At 43.1% G+C, this 15,545-nt stretch carries 11 protein-coding genes and 1 pseudogene; all 12 read left to right on the top strand.

The genetic code is table 11. From position 1 onward, the window contains the following. The first annotated feature begins 954 nt into the window (after positions 1-954). Positions 955-2,196 carry a DNA polymerase IV gene (locus KTG14_RS04760; RefSeq protein WP_216969856.1) on the top strand — a complete coding sequence of 414 codons (1,242 nt, stop codon included), beginning with the start codon at positions 955-957 and terminating at the stop codon, positions 2,194-2,196. Continuing rightward, entirely contained in the window at positions 2,196-3,149 is a 954-nt protein-coding gene (gene rnz / locus KTG14_RS04755) for a ribonuclease Z (protein ID WP_216969854.1), read from the top strand. The genes KTG14_RS04760 and rnz overlap by 1 nt, the downstream gene beginning before the upstream one ends. Positions 3,150-3,345: 196 nt before the next feature. Then, a complete protein-coding gene (locus tag KTG14_RS04750; RefSeq protein WP_216969852.1) occupies positions 3,346-7,032 on the top strand; it encodes an Eco57I restriction-modification methylase domain-containing protein in 3,687 nt (1,228 codons plus the stop codon). Next, on the top strand, positions 7,020-10,436 hold the full coding sequence (locus KTG14_RS04745) for a helicase-related protein (protein WP_216969850.1): 3,417 nt from the start codon (positions 7,020-7,022) through the stop codon (positions 10,434-10,436). The genes KTG14_RS04750 and KTG14_RS04745 overlap by 13 nt, the downstream gene beginning before the upstream one ends. 126 nt (positions 10,437-10,562) lie before the next feature. Next, positions 10,563-11,270, top strand: coding sequence for a DNA alkylation repair protein (locus KTG14_RS04740; protein ID WP_216969849.1), 708 nt, complete (start codon positions 10,563-10,565; stop codon positions 11,268-11,270). A 95-nt stretch (positions 11,271-11,365) separates the two neighbouring features. Further along, complete coding sequence (locus KTG14_RS04735) at positions 11,366-11,830, top strand: DUF2691 family protein (protein ID WP_216969847.1); 465 nt, start codon at positions 11,366-11,368, stop codon at positions 11,828-11,830. A 15-nt stretch (positions 11,831-11,845) separates the two neighbouring features. After that, positions 11,846-12,694, top strand: a complete 849-nt coding sequence (locus KTG14_RS04730; protein ID WP_254178001.1) for a TetR family transcriptional regulator — start codon at positions 11,846-11,848, stop codon at positions 12,692-12,694. 27 nt (positions 12,695-12,721) lie between these two features. After that, entirely contained in the window at positions 12,722-13,372 is a 651-nt protein-coding gene (locus KTG14_RS04725) for an NAD(P)H-binding protein (RefSeq protein ID WP_216969845.1), read from the top strand. Between the two features lie 93 nt (positions 13,373-13,465). Then, positions 13,466-13,684, top strand: a complete 219-nt coding sequence (locus tag KTG14_RS04720; RefSeq protein ID WP_216969843.1) for a hypothetical protein — start codon at positions 13,466-13,468, stop codon at positions 13,682-13,684. Positions 13,685-13,768: 84 nt separating this feature from the next. After that, positions 13,769-14,848: a M1 family aminopeptidase gene (locus KTG14_RS04715; RefSeq protein ID WP_216969841.1), complete on the top strand. Its 1,080-nt coding sequence runs from the start codon at positions 13,769-13,771 to the stop codon at positions 14,846-14,848. Positions 14,849-14,993: 145 nt separating this feature from the next. Further along, on the top strand, positions 14,994-15,314 hold the full coding sequence (locus KTG14_RS04710) for a DUF421 domain-containing protein (RefSeq protein ID WP_216969839.1): 321 nt from the start codon (positions 14,994-14,996) through the stop codon (positions 15,312-15,314). A 15-nt stretch (positions 15,315-15,329) separates the two neighbouring features. Continuing rightward, positions 15,330-15,521: pseudogene (locus KTG14_RS04705) on the top strand (YetF domain-containing protein); the annotation flags it as partial. Between the last annotated feature and the right edge of the window lie 24 nt (positions 15,522-15,545).

Below are 15,545 nucleotides of genomic sequence, written 5' to 3'. Positions count from 1 at the left end.
AACAACTGCCCTCGAAGACCATTCAATATGGTTTTTGGGGGCAGTTGTTTGTGTATAGAAATGTTCTGGAGATTGCGCTGCAAGGGGACGCTTTCCGGAGGGCTCGCATTGAGCCGCTTCGATCGCTGCGCAAAACCCCGCCTGCTCAACTCTCACGATGTTCGAGCTTCGCAAACGAATCCGCTCAATGTCTTTCGCGTATTCGCTTGCAGGGTCTCAATTGTCTCGTCGCTACGCTGCTCCTCCCGGAGTCGCCCCTTTCCGCTCCATCTCTAAGTGTAGTGTGGAATTGAAATTCTTCTGACATTGAAATTAGCATGAGCAGTTTTGGACAGCTTTGAATATATAAATTGAATAGATACTAAGCATCTTTGTATCTATCAAGTTCAATTAAGCGTCTCCAAACCGGATGAAGACAATTAACAATGGTACTTCCTCGCATGCAAAATATAGTGAAATCTAAAAGCCGTACCGCGCATAAGGGCGAGCCGACGCAATAAGACAAGCGCTCTTCTTGGCTTATTGCCAAAGGCCAGCCCAAAGCGGAAGGCGGCTACTTAAAGGTGAAACAAACAGTGAACAACACACCACGCTCACAAGTCTAACTAAGCGATATCGACCAGTGGATGATCCCATTCAACAGAGACGCTTCATCGCATATAACATCCAATGAAATATTAAAGCCGAACCGCGCACACGGGCGAGCCGAAGCAATAAGACAAGTGTTCTTCTTGGCTTATTGCGGGAGGCCAGCCCCAAGTGGGAGGCGGCTATTCAAAGATGAAACAAACAACGGTCAGCACACCACGCTTACAAGTCCAACTAAGCACTAATTTTATTTAGCAAAGTTTATTAAATCTAGCACAAATCCATTGAAACTGGAAAGGGTGAACAGGATGCCTGTTCGCCTATTTTTTGATACACTGAAAGAAAAAGGAAAGCGAAGCGATTGTTATGGCGGGGCGAGTTATTTTCCACATTGATATGAATAGCTTTTATGCATCCGTCGAGCAGGCGCACGATCCGTCGCTGAAAGGAAAAGCTCTGGCGATTGCGGGAAATCCGAAAGAACGCAAAGGCATTATCGTCACTTGTTCTTACGAGGCGCGGGCGCATGGTATTTACACGACGATGCAAGTGCACGAGGCGAAGAAGAAATATCCGGGGCTGTTGCTCATGCCACCCAACTTCGACCGCTACCGGGAAGCGTCGCGGCAAATGTTCGAGATCTTGCGCACCTATACCGATGCCGTCGAGCCGGTGTCGATCGATGAAGCCTATATCGACGTGACGGAACTATCGGCTGACCGGCATCCGGTGGACATTGCTGAAGAGCTGCAGCAGCGCATCCTGAAAGAACTCGACTTGCCATGTTCCATTGGAATCGCGCCAAATAAATTCCTCGCAAAAACGGCGTCCGATATGAAAAAGCCGCTTGGCATCACTATTCTCAGGAAACGCGATATCCAGCGCATCCTATGGCCAAGAGAAGTCATTGAAATGCACGGCATCGGAGAAAGTACCGCGAAAAAGCTCAATAGCTTGAAGCTGTATACAATCGGCGATTTGGCGAATGCGCCGGAGGGCTTGATTAAGGAGAAGATGGGGAAAAACGGCGTGCGGCTGCAGGCGCGTGCCAGAGGGGTAGACAGCCGCGAAGTCGATCCGGATTCGATTTACGACCGTAAAAGTGTCGGCACCTCGACAACTTTGCCATTCGATGAGACTGACCTGGACAGTTTACAGAAAATCTTCAAGACTTTAAGCTCGAAAGTCGCAGCCAGGTTGCATGCAAAAAACCTGGCAGGGCCAACTGTCAGCATCCAAACGCGCAGCGCAGACTGGAAAAACCGCACCCGCAGCGTTACCTTGAACAATACCGTGTGGAAAGAGCAAGACATCATGATGCAGGCGTGGCAATTGTTCGAAGCACACTGGAACGGGGAACCGCTGCGGCTCGTTGGTGTTACCGTCTCAAACGTCGTCGATAAGGGCGACATGACCGAGCAATTATCACTCTTTAATTTCGAGGAGCATGCGAAAGATGAACCGATTCTGGATTTGGTCGCCAAGCTTGAAAGCCGTTTTGGCAAAGGCTCTGTCTCTAGAGGAATTCCGTATCATCAGTCGAAGCATGACGCACAAACCAGCTTAAGCAAAGATTTCTTGAGCGATCATGAGAGGAAGAAACGCTAATGCAAGTTTTATTTTTAGGAACAGGGGCGGGCATGCCGTCGAAACAGCGCAATACTTCGGCGCTCGCCTTGAAATTACATGAAGAGCGGGGAGCTGTCTGGCTGTTTGATTGCGGGGAAGCGGTCCAGCACCAGATCCTCGAAACGAGCCTCAAGCCGAGAAAAATCGAAAAGATTTTCATTACCCATATGCACGGCGACCATATTTTCGGCTTGCCGGGGCTATTGGGATCGCGATCGTTCCAAGGCGGCGATGAGCCGCTCGACCTGTACGGGCCGAAAGAGCTGAAGGAATACGTGGAAATGACCTTGCGCTTGAGCCGGACGCATTTGACTTACCCGATCCGTTTCCATGAAGTAAAAGAAGGTATTATTTTTGAAGATGACACGATGACCGTCGAAGCGGGTCTCTTGGCGCACGTCATCCCGACTTACGGCTATCGCATCAAGCAAAAACCGTTGTTGCCGAAGCTCGATATGGACAAAGCGAAACAGCTCGGTGTTCCGAAGGGCCCGCTGCTTGCCAAGTTAAAGGCGGGCGAAACCGTAGAACTTGAGGATGGCCGAAAAGTGGAATCCGCAGAAGTGACCGACCCGGCAGAACCCGGCTTTACGGTCGCGATTCTCGGTGATACCCAGTACTGCCTAAAGTCGGAACAATTAGCGCAAGATGCCGACCTGGTCGTCCATGAAGCGACGTTCGACGGCGAAACGGAAAAACTCGCCAAGGAATACGGCCATTCGACGACTTTGGATGCGGCCAATGTGGCAAGACGAGCCAAAGCTCAAAAACTCATCGTCAATCATATGAGTGCAAGGTTTATGCCAGAACATGAAAAAGAGTTATTGAAAAGCATGCGCCAAGTCCATGAAAACAGCGAAATCGCCCACGATTTTGATGAATTTGGATGGAATAAAAAAGATCGCCACATGATGAAGATGGTAGAGGGATAATTTAGAAGGCATTTTCCAGTAGCTAAGGTATTAACTACAGGAAAATGCCTTTTCGTTAAGACGATATATTAATGTCAATCAATTATTCACATTATTTTTCTCGAAAATGGTGAGATTTCCCTATTTTTAAGTTAGGATTAAGACATAGAAGCTCGATTATTTACTTATTCAGAAGCAGGGAAGAGTAGGTGTAAAGATGAATACAGAACAAAAGAATGTTATTGAACTTTTAAATAAAATTGGTAATGAAGCTGGAGAATTAAGACTGAAATCGGTTGGAGATTATTTAGGGTTTACTGTTGGAGGAAATCCGGTCGACCCGCAAAGCGAATGGAAGGTGATTCTACATGAGGACTTTGATTCAAGTGAACAGGCTGTATTAGCATTAAAGAATGACGTAGACTTGACGGAAGAGACAATGGTCCGGGAAGTAAGAAAGCGTCACGAACAGGTCATTCAGTTGAAAGAAAGTCTTGGTGCTTCTTATATCGTTCCTCTTGCTGCGTTCGTAGGTGAGAAGCGAATTGTTATCTATCGGGTCGGTGCAGGTAACCGTGATGAACGACTAGATTTGACAATTGATTCGGTTACCAAAGTACCGCTTTATGCAGAACATTTCAATCGTCGTCTTCGAAAAGACCAGCTCAGGCTAAAAGAGGATGAGTTTGGTTTTGGATATGACATTATTGGTTTAGAAGACTTATTTAAACGTTCTTTGTCAGGAAGGTTTCAACAAACAATCGAGCTTTACAGAAAAAAGTTATCTGAGGCAATTGCAGGAAGTGAAGTTCGTTCTAAAATAAAACCACTCCTAACAGCAGATGCGGTTGAAACGTTGGAGCGGGGCAAAACCGCTAAGCTAATAGAAGACCCTTCTTTTAAATCGGGACTGGGCTGTATTGTCGATACGATTATACTCCGACAATTACTGAGAAGATTTTTGGAAGGTTATTATGGTGTCGATTCATTCAATACGAGCGGTATCGCTCTTGGTGTCGGAGCGGGTACGTTGGAATCTGCATTGCAGGAGGTGGTCCAGGTTTACCGTCCGGATTTTGATGATCGTGCGCTTCAAAAAGCATTGCAGCAGCGCGGGACTATTTCAGAACAATTAACAATGGAAGACTTGTTCTTAGAAGAGGAACAGGCTGTCACTGCTGCGGTCACATTTAAAAAAAATGGTGAAGAAAAAATTATTGATCTCTATGAGAAAGTACGGCGCCAATTCGAAGTGGCATATGGAGGCGATCTGTTTGCGGGAAGTGTAGCATCAGCAAGCAATGAAGTGGAAAACGCATTGACTGAAGCTTTTCCGGAACTAATGGCGAAGCTATGGGCAGATACATCGACAGAGCAATACAGTTTCCGGTACGAAGATCTCCCACCTGAGTTATTGCAACAGCAATATGAAGCTTCGATGTCCCGTGCTGTGCAAATCCAGTTATTGGACGGAAAACCTACAGTGTTTTACGGAAATGACAAGCAAGAGCAAAAAGCAAAGGGTGCCTATTACACAGATAATCGACTTGTGGATTATATGGTGAGGCAATCAGTTCAACCGATTCTGAATGACCGGCTCGAGACTATAAGAGAAGCTTTAAAAAAGCAAAATCCAGAAGAAATCAGAGGGGCTGTTGAAAAACTATTAGACATGAAAATAGTGGATATGACTTGCGGTGGAGGTTCATTTTTACGCGGAGCATTCTATTATCTAACGGAGCAGCATCAAGTCATTTCACGCCTGCCTCTATCTGAAGAACTGATTGAACAGTTTCCCATGATGAAATCAGGTGATGCCGGGCAGCACGAATGGGAAAAGCATTTGCTTTCAAATGTATTATATGGCGTTGATATTGATTACAAAGCATTGATCATTTGCTCGCAAACCTTAACACTCTCTGCTTTGCGTCATTGGGAGGTGGGTGAAGAATTTCCGGAATTGATCGGGCGCACATTGATTCACCAGAATGCCTTGATTAGTCCCGTGCCGTTCAATGAAAGAAAAGAACAGTACCAAGCATATCAAGGAGAGATCTGTCAATTAATCGAATTGAGAACACTCTCAGCTCAAGGTGATAAAAAAGCGCGCATCGCAGCAGAAGAACTTCGGCAGCACATACAGCTGACCTTCAAAAAAGAGGCACATGAATTGCTTGGAGATTCAGCGGATATGCTGTTTGTCGAAAGCTTCGAGATAAACGTGCCAGAAGTATTTTTCCATGAGGATGGTTCCTGGAATGAAAATGGAGGGTTTGATGCAGCGATTGGCAATCCGCCTTGGGAAATTTGGAAGCCTAATGCAGAAGAGTTTTTTGAGCGCTACGATCCGACATACCGAAAAGCCAACAAGCAGGAGAAAATTAAAATGGAACAACACCTCTTCACACAATATCCGATTTTACAGACCAAATGGGAGTCGACTAAAAAGCTGTTCGAGACAGGTTCAAAGCATTTTTTAGACGCTCGTTTCTACAGCTATCAGAAATGGAAAGTCAACGGGAAATTCACTGGTTCAGACATCAACTTGTATAAAGTATCGATTGAACGGTTTTATCAGGTCGTCAAAGAAGAAGGTTTTTTATCCATTCTGGTGCCTGGTAATATTGCAACAGACCAAGGAGCTACTGGGTTGCGACATCTATTACTAAGAAACATCGAACTATCTGAATTATTGTCATTTGAAAATAGAAAAAAGATATTTGAAGCAGTTGATAGTCGATTTAAAATTGCCCTAGTTGCAGCTAAGAAAATAAAGCCGAGTGAAGATCATGATTTTAAAGCATTTTTCTATCGACATGATTTAGGGGAAATGTGGAGCGATAAAACAAAACTACAATATCCCATTGTTTTAGCTAAACAAGCTGCTCCGGATACATGGGGGTTATTGGAACTTAGAGATCAATTAGAGGTAGATATCTTAAGTAAATTATACAACAGTGGGCACGAGCTCCTTGGAGAAGAAAATAACACGAAGCTCACGTTTAGAAGAGAACTTGATATGACTAATGATAGTTCGCTTTTTACAGTATATAATCAGAATGAAAATTTTCCTTTGTATGAAGGAAAAACAATTTTTCAATACGAGAATAGAGGACCGATTCGATATAGCGTAAGTAGTGATTTCTTGCGTGTGAAGTGGCTTGAAAGAGAAAAACGAAATGTTAATGAACAAGCAATGAAATTAACAGGGTTGTCTCTTTCTGAGGTTCTTGAAAAACTATGGAATAGTATAGATGAATATGAAAAGTTCCTAAAAGGGCCAGAGGATTTTTATCGTATTGGTTATCGAGAAGTTGCAAGAGGAACTGACAAACGTACTTTAATTTCAACTATCTTACCTAAAAAAGTTACCTTTGGTAATACACTGGTTTCTATTATTCCGATGAAACTAAACATTAAGGATAATATTCCGTTTTATGAATATAGTATTTCACTAAAAAAACAACTTCTATTAGTTGGTATATTTAATTCATTCTCAATAGATTTTATTCTAAGAAGAAAAGTAGGAGCCCATGTAAGTATCTTCTATATGTATCAATTACCGATGCCACGTTTAGAAGAGGATGATCAATTTTTTTATGAAATTATGATTCGCTCTGCTCATTTAATTTGCATATCATCTGAATATGACGAACTGGCAAAGGAAGCTGGAATGAGTGGGTTCGAGGAAGGAATCACCGATCCAGAAAAAAGACAACTATTGCAAAACCAAATTGATGCATATGTCGCCAAACTGTATGGATTGTCTCGGCAAGAGCTGATATACATTCTTTCCACGTTCGAGTCTTCGAAGCATAAAGCAGAAATGAGACGCATTGGACAAGGCGTAATAGAAGCCTTTGATGAATTGACGGAGAAAGGGGAGATTGCATGGCCGGAATAGTCCGAGAGGAAGTGGTCCGGTTATACAGTGAGCGAGTGATTGATAACCGAAACGTTTCAATGATCGATGCAATCGGCGAATTGATGCCAACTTCGACATCGTTCGACTTAGCAGTAGGGTATTTTTACATTAGCGGATTCGAACTCATTAAGTTTGCTTTTAGTGAATTAATGGCAAAACCAGATGCGAATGTGCGAGTGTTAATGGGCAACCAGACAAATGTTCTGACCAGGGAAGCGTTAAGCCAGGGCCAGACACCTGAAGAAGCAGCTTTGCAAGATATTTCGGATACAGACGAAGATCAAGCATCGATATTACATCAATTCAGCAAATGGATGAGGTCAGGGCGTGTGCAAGTCAAGGTGTATACCGGTGACGCCAATTATTTTCATGCCAAAAGTTATTTGTTCCAAGAAGATGAGCACGGACTGAAAGGTTCTGCCATCGTCGGCTCGTCCAATTTCTCTAAAGCCGGGTTGTCTGGGAATACAGAGCTCAATACCTTTAGCCAAGATAACTATAGAGCATTGAAAAATTGGTTTGATACCATTTGGGATTCCGACGAAGTAAAAGATTTTTCACCTGAGCTGATAAAGGCAGTAAATGAGAAACTTCCACATAAAGATGCTGAAGATTACATCCCAGCGCTTGCTACTTACTTAGAGTTTGCAAAACAATATGCAAAACCACCGCTTAATATCGGTGCTGATGGATTTTGGACTGCACTATACCCGCATCAGAAGATAGGCGTAGCTGAATGTGTAAATAGAATCCGCCAATATGGCACGGCATTACTCTGCGATGGAGTTGGGCTTGGTAAAACTAGAACGGCAGCTGGAGTCATTAAAGAGTTCAATACACCGAAAACTTTACTTCTTGCATCATCAAAACTGCATGAACAATGGCGAAGAGAACTCGAAGCCGTAGGTGTGTACAAATCTTCGGTATACTATTTGTCAAAAGAAAGTCTTGCCAGGCTTTCAGCTTCTGAACTGCGCGAATTAGCGGAATATGAATTAGTCATAATCGACGAGGCGCATCAAGGATTTAAAAATAGCGGCCGCAAAATGTATAGAAATATGCAATATATGCTCCAATACGCCAAAAAGCCCATATATGGACTTCTTTTGACTGCTACACCATGGAATAACAGCAGAAGTGATGTGTTCCACTTAGGACGGCTCTTTTTACGCAAGGAAAACATTCCTGGCAATAAACCGTACGCCAATTACTTGCAATTCGCTTCAAGAAAAGCAGGGAGAGCATTCGAAAGTGATGAAAAGGCATTTGCTGCTTTTTGGGAAGATTTATTTTTGCAGCGCACGCGTAAAACATACGGCGGCGAGGAAGTCAGCTTCGCTAAACGGAATTTCCCGACTGTTGAAATTATTTATGAACCTAAAAAACAACAGGCACTCGAAGATAACTTCGAACGAATCTCAAAGTTGCGTCTTCCTTACATGGATCCATTGCGCTACATGGAAGATACAGGAGATGAATTTGCATCAGATCGCTTGAAGCTTCTTTTCTTGAAACGGGCAGATTCCAGCTGGGTATCTTTCGTTTCTACATTGGAATCCATTTACTCGAAACTTATCAAACTACAAGACGAATTGGAGCTTGTAGGGAAAGAAGATTCGGAATTAAAGCGGAGATTTCGTCAGTGGATTACCTCTTCTTATGGAATCGATCAAAATTTTGCGGATTTCTCAAGTGCTTATTTAGACGAAACTGAAGATCTTACAGACTTTGAAATAACCTCGCGCGAAAATAGGGCACGCTATGTGAGGAAAATGACCGAACGAATCGAAGCAATCAATAAAAGACAGGCGAAAAAGACTGTTATTCAGCTGCTTCGGGATACAGAGGAAGATATCAAAACACTGGATTTAATTCGTGAAGATTTAGCGGATGCTTTTAACCGTAAGGATGAAAAATTTGAAGCTGTTCGAGATGCTGTACAACAAGCTGCAGCTTCCGGTGAAAAAGTCATCATTATCAGCCAATTCAGAGATACTACAATCAATTATTTTGAACGGCTTGTAAATGATCAAGTATTGCAAGAGTTCCGCATTGCACATGTTTCTGGAAAGCCGTATGACTGCTTTATTGGAAGAGATTTCGAACCAATGGTAAAGGAAGAAATACTAAATCGTTTTGCGCCAGTAGCCAAAAATTTACCGCACTTTTCTAATTCCGCGGAAGAGATTGATATTGTAATCGGGACAGACACTTTATCGGTTGGTCAAAATTTACAAGATTGTCGTGTGATAATGAATCTCGATTTGCCATATAATCCAATGATTTTAGAGCAGCGAATCGGCCGAATTGATCGGCCGCGCCAAGATGGGCAAGTACAGAATATTGATATTTATACTTTTCCATCGATACCAGTTATCGAGGCTGAATTGAAGATGACGGATCGGTTGAGAACTAAACTAGAAGGGATTTTTAACGATACACGATTTGATGATCTTGTACTTCCGGAATATGAAGGCTTCCTGCGCAGTGTATTAAAAGAACGTGGACAGGCTGTAGAAAAAATGCTGGATGATACGGTAGAACGCTCGATTGCCCCAGTCCATTCGCCTTCTCATAGTTCTGAGTATGTGAAAGCGCAAGAACGATTGTGGTCGTATCTTCAAAAAGCACGTCCTCTAGTTACTGAAAATCCTGTACTGCCGAATATGAGTGTGGGCAGCCAGTTTAATGATAATGAGACAACTGCAATTGTCAGCACGATTCTCCGAGACGTAAATGAACATGAAATTGAAAAGCTAGATTTACCAATCACTATAGAAAGTTTAGATAGTGATTTTGTCAAAGTGGAAGCCATGTGGCATCGTGCAATTGTAAACTCAGCTGATAGTACATTAGATATATCAAAAAATATCGCGAAAGCGGAGTACAGAAAAGTTCAGAAAAAGCTCCGCGAGTGGACCGCTTATCAAGTAAATCAATATAATGAGCACATTGAAGAGAAAAAGAGAACAACAGGGTCACTGATTGAAACTAAAGCTAAAAATGTTGCTGCGGATATCGTTGCAGCGACAAAAGGCAGCAACCGAATGTTTATTATTGAGCAAATAAAAGCGGCGGGCTATTCGCCTAAAATCCTAAAAACCTTATCCTCATCGATTGAGTATATCGACTCTCGAGACCCGGAGTTTCTAGATGTTTTAGATCTTCATGAAGATTTGAATCGCCTTTGGGCTGACTTTGCTTATTATGCAGAAAAATTTATCGGACCTGAATCAGCTGGTGAAAATACAAATGAAGTCTTTAAGCAGTTTTCTGGTCGTAAAGCCAGCCTTGAAAATAGCGAAACGCTCATTCAGATAGGTCATCTTTATTTACAAAAAACAAATAAAGAAAAGAATAACAGTGCAAAATACATTGTATAAGGCATAATAGATTTGGAAAAAAGTTTTAAATCGCTGCCTGCCTGCATACATTTCGTTTAGAAGCTTGTTACATCGCTTTGATAAACTCAAATGTCTGCTAAAGAAATTTGAAAGGAGGAGTAATTAATGGATTTCCAATCAGTCATGCAAGAACTCGAAGCGTTAGGGAAAGAACGCACGAAGAAAATGTACTTGTCGAGCGGGGCGAAAGAGCCGGTGTTTGGGGTTGCTACAGGCGCAATGAAGCCAATGGCCAAACAAATCAAAAGCGACCAGCCTTTAGCAGAACAATTGTATGAGACCGGCAACTACGACGCGATGTACTTTGCGGGCATCATTGCCGACCCGAAAGCGATGACGGAAGCTGACTTCGACCGCTGGATGGACGGGGCTTATTTCTATATGTTGTCGGATTATGTCGTGGCGGTTACCTTGTCGGAATCCGATATCGCGCAGCAAGTTGCCGATAAATGGATTGCAAGCGGCGATGAGCTGCGCATGTCTGCCGGTTGGAGCTGTTATTGCTGGCTGCTCGGCAACCGCAAGGACAGTGAATTCAAGGAAGACAAAATTTCCGCCATGCTGGATACGGTGAAAGAAACGATCCACGAATCCCCTGAACGGACGAAAGCATCGATGAATAATTTTCTCTACACCGTTGGTATTTCCTATAAGCCTTTGAGCGACAAAGCTGCCGAAACTGCAAAAGCTGTAGGGAAAGTCGAGCTCAAACGGGAAAACAGAAAACCAACACAGCTCTATGCCTATGACAGCATCCAGCAAGGCTTAGAAAAGGGACGCCTTGGATTTAAGCGCAAATTTGTTAGATGTTAATACAGTATAGAAAAAGTGCCATCATAAAAAGGATTGGCGCTTTTTTGTTGAATGACTACTAGTTGACTTCATACATCATTGGAGGAGATGAGACTTTGTTCAGAGGAATCAGCTTTGAATTACCGAATGACTATGGGAGTTATCTGAAGGACATATTTCAGCCAATCAATATTCAAGACTTTGAGTGGCACATCGATAATGTAGAAGCCTTTGCAAGTAGGAATGGAAGTCATACGAACGAGCTATTTCCACTTAATAGAGAGCAACTGACAGGTTCAGAGCTGAAAGAAGTAATCGAAACCGAACAGGCTTATGTGATCTTTGCAGAACTTCGCTCTTTTCAGGGGCCTGTCACTTCACATCCTGAAACTTACGAAGAGTTTGCTGAAAGCGACTGCCAATTGGTCCTGCTAATAGTCGATACGATCTATACGACGATCTATTGCAAAGATCAGCAAATGCTCCATGCGCTCTATGAGAACGCACGCAGTTTTGGTTTTCACGATTTGGAATATTTGAATGAACAAAACGATTCGCGTACCAGGCTTTCAGTGTGGTAAATGAGGAGGGTGGCTATGGCTGAGCGAATTGAGGAACAAGTGCTTTATGCTGTAGAGAAAAAAGAAACCGGATCTGTGCAGATAGTGGATGCAGATTGGACAGAAAATGATGGGTTAGCCATTATTTTAGAAACCAGAAAACAATCGTGGATCCAATTAAATGGTGTAGATATAAAACTGGGCTTTCAAAGAAACTTCCACAGTATTCGATGGATTGATTCAGCAAATTTAATCGTGAGTGCGTTATCTGACCACCCCACCAGAGAAAGCAGCAAACTGGAACAATTCATTATAAATAGAGAAGGCAAGATTATGAATACCTTTTACGCTGGGGAGTATGTGGCGGATCAAGTTGCCTGTAAGGAAGGTATTTGGTTCAGTTATTATGATGAAGGAATATTTGGCGGCGGGATAGAAACGGAAGGCTTACTATTGAAAGATTTATCAGGGATGACTCTGTTCAGGTATCATAGCGATTTACTTGATCGGCCAGATATAGGCGACTGTTACGCAATCTGTAAAGGAAAGGGCAGGGAACTTTGGTTGTTCCCTTACTCGACTTTTCAATTAGTTGCCGTTGACCCACATAAGCGTGGTTTGTGGTTGTTTAATGTTCCGGAAATACTCCACGGTTCGTCTGGACTTTGTGTTCGCGGGGCTTACACGTACTTCTATAATCCATACGATAGCAATGGGAAGCTGTATCAGCTGAAAATAGGAACAAGTCAACTAGAGTTGCTAGGGACATTTTCTGGGCGTCTTAGAGGAATGCCCCCTTCAGAACAGGCACACTTTATTTCAATTGAAGAGAACACAGTAAAATTATTTAAAATATTGAACAAAGATGAATACATATATTCTTAAGAACTTCATCATAAAAGGAGGACCATTATGAACGCATTAGTGATCGGTGCCACAGGAGCGACAGGAAAAGACCTTGTAGAGCAATTGATGAAAGACGATTCATTTGAAAAAGTCGATGTTTTCGTAAGGCGTCAACTGGATATTCAGCATGATAAATTAACAGTCCATGTCATTGATTTTGACCAGCCGGATGCGTGGCGCGATTTGGTGAAAGGGGATGTGCTGTTTTCCTGTTTGGGTACGACGATCAAAGCGGCAGGAAGCAAAGAGGCACAATGGAAAGTCGATTATGGCTATCAATATGAATTTGCAAAAGCCGCAAAAGAAAACGGAGTCGAGCGGTATGTATTGGTTTCGGCTGAATTTGCCTCGCCAAAAGCCCGTAGCTTTTATTCGAAGATGAAGGGGCAGTTGGAAGAAGCGGTCAAAGAGTTAGGCTTTCCGAAGTTAACCATCATCAAGCCGCCGATCTTGATGAGGAAGGGAAGCGATCGTACCTTCGAAGTGCTAGGCTTAAAAGCTATACAATTCATGAATAAAGCAGGATTGTTCCGTTCACAACAGCCGCTTCCCACTGAAGAATTGGCTGCGGCAATGATCAATTCGGTTAAACAAGCACAAGGGGATAACGAACCGCTGATAGGTACAGCCATACGCGATCGTGCTTCTTTGAAATAGCTTTGAATAGAAATATTCAGAAAACAAGAAGTGATAGAATTCGTATAATGAATATGATTATTCATTTTATCGTTGAGTAAGGGAGGTGTGATGGTGAAAAGGAAAATCGGATTCCTGGCTTTCCTGGTTTTTATTGCGGTTTTCATTTATTGGGTTATTCATTATTATTCAGAAGAACCAAATGAAAAGGCGAGAACTAGCAGTATTCCAAGCAGCAGCACAAGCTACGACATTAACCTAAACATGATAGAATCAGGAGTTTTCCAGGTTTCTGCAGAGATCCTAATTACAAATGACTCACAGGAAAGTTGAGCAGATATTGCCTTCCACTTCGTTCCCAACGCCATGAACCCGGAATTGACTACTGGGTATTCAGATGAACCAGCCGAGGTTGAAATGAAGTCAATCACTTCTGGTGAAGATGAACTGTTTCATGAATTGAATGGTGGCGATCTATTCATCGAACTGCAATCGGATTTAACACCAGGCGAGCAACAAACTGTCACGATTGAATACACACTAGCTGTGCCTGAAGACGGCATGCGCTTGGCGCGAATGGAAAACAATTATTACTTAGCCCATTGGTACCCGATGCTTGCTGAATATGACGGGGGCTGGCAAGTCAATGACTATGATCCCAAAGGAGAATCCTATGAAACGGGGTACGGAGATTATACGGTCACTTATCAATTGCCAGACGATTACCTGATCGCCACTTCTGCACCAGACGGTCCGGCAGAGGCCAGTTCATCTGGAACTTTAACTGGAAAGGCCATCAAGGATTTCTATGCAGCGTTTTTGGATCCAGCCGATTGGCAAATCGCAGAACGCACGTCTGGAAATACCGAGTTGCGTGTGTTTGTGCCGGCTGAGTCGGAAATCCTAGAGGAGACGGCTGAACTGTCGGTCGAAGCATTTGCTTATTTCGAAGAAAACATCGGCGATTATCCGTTTGCTGAATTGGATTTGATCGCAAATGCCGGCTATATGGAGTACCCGAACATTGTGGAAGTGCCGATGGATGAAGACTTACTTGATTCGATCTTGGTACACGAAATTGCCCATCAATGGTTTTACTATTTGGTCGCCAATGATCCATACGAAAACGCTTGGCTCGATGAAAGTTTGACCGAGTTCAGCACCGGTTTATTCCTCAGCGATTATTACGGTGATGAGGACAGCGGTTTTCAAAATGCAAGAGCCTATGAAGAATCTTACGAAACGGAAACCTATGCTGATTTCGCGCTTGATGAATTTGACACACCGGCCTATTATGCGACTGTGTACGGCAAAGTCCCTTTGTTGCTGAAAGACTTTTTCGATGAACGCGGTGGAAACGAAGCTGCACTGGAGTTTCTGGCGGATTATTTTGAAGAGTTTCAATTTCAGCGGGTGACGAAACAACAATTCAGGGAGTTCTTTGAGGATTCTTTCGAAGGGGACCAGCAGGAGTTTTTGAATAGTTGGCTTCAATAAGACAATAAGCATTTTTAGGCGGGGAACTTAGCTGGAATTGAGCGGCTTCTCCGTCTTTTGTTTATACCGCATCCGTTTAATAAAGCAGGGGCTGGGTATTTGGGGGATATGAAGAATCCAGAGAAAGCAGGAAGGGGGTCCTGAAATGCTGGATACGATTTTATTCGATGGCTGGAAAAGTGTGCTGCGCATCGCAATTATGTGTGTATTGGCTTATCCTTTTCTCATCGTCCTGTTGAGGGTTTTTGGGAAACGCAGTTTAAGCAATGTGAACATCTTTGATTTCGTTATCACCGTCACGTATGGCGCAACACTCGGCAGCATCATCACCAGCGATAAAATGTCTTTTGTAGACGGGGTGGTTGTCTTGTTTATGCTTACTTTGTTGCAGTATATCGTTTCAAAACTGTCGGTGAATTCCAAAGGATTCGCTGACTTGATCAAGGCCAATCCGAGTTTCATTTAACATGATGGCGAATTTTACGAGAAAAGCATGCACAAGCACCGCATCCGAAAAGACGATTTGCGCGGGAAAGTCCGACAGCAGGGCTTGAGCTCCTTTGAACAAGTGGAAGTGATCGTTTTGGAAGGCGATGGTTCATTATCGATTATCAAAAAACAGGATACTCAGTCAAAAGATGCCCTCGAGGGCGTTGAACGTTCCGATGCTTAAAACTACCCCTATATAAATGGAGCT

The sequence above is a fragment of the Planococcus sp. CP5-4_YE genome (assembly GCF_019042655.1).
In the GTDB taxonomy this organism is placed as follows: Bacteria; Bacillota; Bacilli; order Bacillales_A; family Planococcaceae; genus Planococcus.
This window is presented reverse-complemented; position numbering and strand designations above follow the sequence as displayed.

What these genes read in the sequence shown, in the direction of transcription:
- KTG14_RS04730 (WP_254178001.1), top strand. Translation starts at nt 11,846, where the DNA reads ATGGCTGAGCGAATTGAGGAACAAGTGCTTTATGCTGTAGAGAAAAAA.
- KTG14_RS04750 (WP_216969852.1), top strand. Translation starts at nt 3,346, where the DNA reads ATGAATACAGAACAAAAGAATGTTATTGAACTTTTAAATAAAATTGGT.
- KTG14_RS04710 (WP_216969839.1), top strand. Translation starts at nt 14,994, where the DNA reads ATGCTGGATACGATTTTATTCGATGGCTGGAAAAGTGTGCTGCGCATC.
- KTG14_RS04745 (WP_216969850.1), top strand. Translation starts at nt 7,020, where the DNA reads ATGGCCGGAATAGTCCGAGAGGAAGTGGTCCGGTTATACAGTGAGCGA.
- KTG14_RS04715 (WP_216969841.1), top strand. Translation starts at nt 13,769, where the DNA reads ATGAAGTCAATCACTTCTGGTGAAGATGAACTGTTTCATGAATTGAAT.
- KTG14_RS04760 (WP_216969856.1), top strand. Translation starts at nt 955, where the DNA reads ATGGCGGGGCGAGTTATTTTCCACATTGATATGAATAGCTTTTATGCA.
- rnz (WP_216969854.1), top strand. Translation starts at nt 2,196, where the DNA reads ATGCAAGTTTTATTTTTAGGAACAGGGGCGGGCATGCCGTCGAAACAG.
- KTG14_RS04725 (WP_216969845.1), top strand. Translation starts at nt 12,722, where the DNA reads ATGAACGCATTAGTGATCGGTGCCACAGGAGCGACAGGAAAAGACCTT.
- KTG14_RS04740 (WP_216969849.1), top strand. Translation starts at nt 10,563, where the DNA reads ATGGATTTCCAATCAGTCATGCAAGAACTCGAAGCGTTAGGGAAAGAA.